Source organism: Streptomyces ipomoeae 91-03 (assembly GCF_000317595.1).
Classification (GTDB): domain Bacteria; phylum Actinomycetota; class Actinomycetes; order Streptomycetales; family Streptomycetaceae; genus Streptomyces; species Streptomyces ipomoeae.
The window spans coordinates 1-1,726 of record NZ_AEJC01000115.1; the positions used below are offsets into that span (position 1 = coordinate 1).

The 1,726-nt window shown below is 70.3% G+C and carries 1 protein-coding gene; it reads right to left on the reverse strand.

Going from position 1 to position 1,726, the window contains the following annotated elements; translation table 11 throughout:
• Positions 1-205: 205 nt before the first annotated feature.
• Complete coding sequence (locus STRIP9103_RS07785; RefSeq protein ID WP_048819893.1) at positions 206-1,558, reverse strand: sensor histidine kinase; 1,353 nt, start codon at positions 1,556-1,558, stop codon at positions 206-208.
• Positions 1,559-1,726: the final 168 nt, after the last annotated feature.

Here is a 1,726-nt window from a genome sequence, read left to right on the forward strand (position 1 = left end):
CTCTCCGGCGTTTGAGGAGCGGGGTCTGGGGCGGAGCCCCAGGGATGGGACGGGTAGGGGCGGCGGGGGCGAAAAACTCTCGTGCGCACCCGAGCACGGCGATCCCCCCAAAAACCCCAAGGCGCGCCCAAGGAAAAACCCCTGAACGCGCCCACAAAGACCGACCGCCCCCCGTCAAGCCGGCCCCGGCCGACGAGGGCAACCCTCACACCCGCCAGGGCAACTCCGCCGTCACCCGCGTAGGCCCGCCGACCGGCGAATCCACCACCAGCACCCCATCAACCGCCCCGATCCTCTCCGCCAGCCCCGCCAGCCCGGACCCGCCCCCGACCTCCGCACCCCCCACCCCGTCATCGATGACCTGCAACATCAGCCGATCCTCCACCCTCCACACATCCACGGTCACCCGCGAAGCCCCCGCATGCTTGCTCACGTTCTGCAACAACTCCGACACCGTGAAGTACGCGATCCCCTCGATCGCCGGCACCGGCCGAGCCGGCAACTCCACATCCACCACCACCGGCACCGCACACCGCGAGGCGACGGCAGACAACGCCGCGTCCAGCCCCCGGTCCGTCAGTACGGCCGGATGAATCCCCCGAGCCAGATCCCGCAGCTCCTGCAACGCGGTCTTGACCTCCTCGTGCGCCGAGTCCACCATCCGGGCCGCCGCCCGAGGATCCTCCGTCAGCTTCTCCTTCGCCAGCCCCAGATCCACGGCCAGCGCCACCAGCCGGGCCTGCGCCCCATCGTGCAGATCCCGCTCGATCCGTCGCAGATCAGCCGCGGCGGTGTCGACGACAACCCCCCGGTCCGACTCCAGCTCCACCAGCCGTGCCCCCAGCCGCGACGGTCCGAGCAACGCGCTCACCATCCCCCGGTCGACCATCGTCAACGCCCGCACGATCCACGGCGTGGCCATCGTGAACAGCAGCCCCACCAGCGCGGTCACGGTCACCTCGAACGGGTTGTCGAGATACACGGCGTGCTTTTCGTCCCCGTACATCTGCAGCCCGTCCTGCCCGACCCACATCGGAAACACCCAGAACCACAGCGGATACGTCAGCAGCGCCCACCCGCACGTCCAGAAGGTCACCCCGACCACGAACGAGAACACGGACCACGGAAACTGCAGCACGGCGTACAACAGCTGCCGCCAGGACGCCCCACTGCGCAGCAGGGCGCCCATCCACGCCATGGCTCCGCGCCGCTTCACCCGCAGCGGCTCCGGCGTGCCCACATCCATCCCGAGCAGCGTCCGCGCCCGTGCCCGCTCCATCGCCCCGAGCGCCCGGCATCCGGCCAGCCCCGCGGCGAGCACCGGTATCCCGAGAAACGTGACCAGCAGGCCGGCGCCGAGGGACAGCATCGTCACGGCGTAGGTGAACATCAGGATCCCGACGGGCAGACTGAGCACGATCCACCCGAACTCCCGCCAGCTCCGCCCCTCGAACGGTGCCCGCACGCCCGCCGGCATCAGCTGCCGGCGTCCCTGGCCCCGGCCCTCATACGCGTGTCCGTGCCCGTGTCCCTGTGCGTGCCCGTACTCCGTGACCATTCCCGAGCCCGTTTCTCCTAGTCCCAACGCCACCGTGTCGCCCCCACCCTGCTCGTCCCCTCACCTCCTGGACCATGGAGCGGGTCGGCGTCTCGATGCGGGGGTTTTCCCCACCACGTGCCTCCGGTGGTTGGGCGGGGGTGCGCCTGCGGGTGCGTTGTGGGTCGG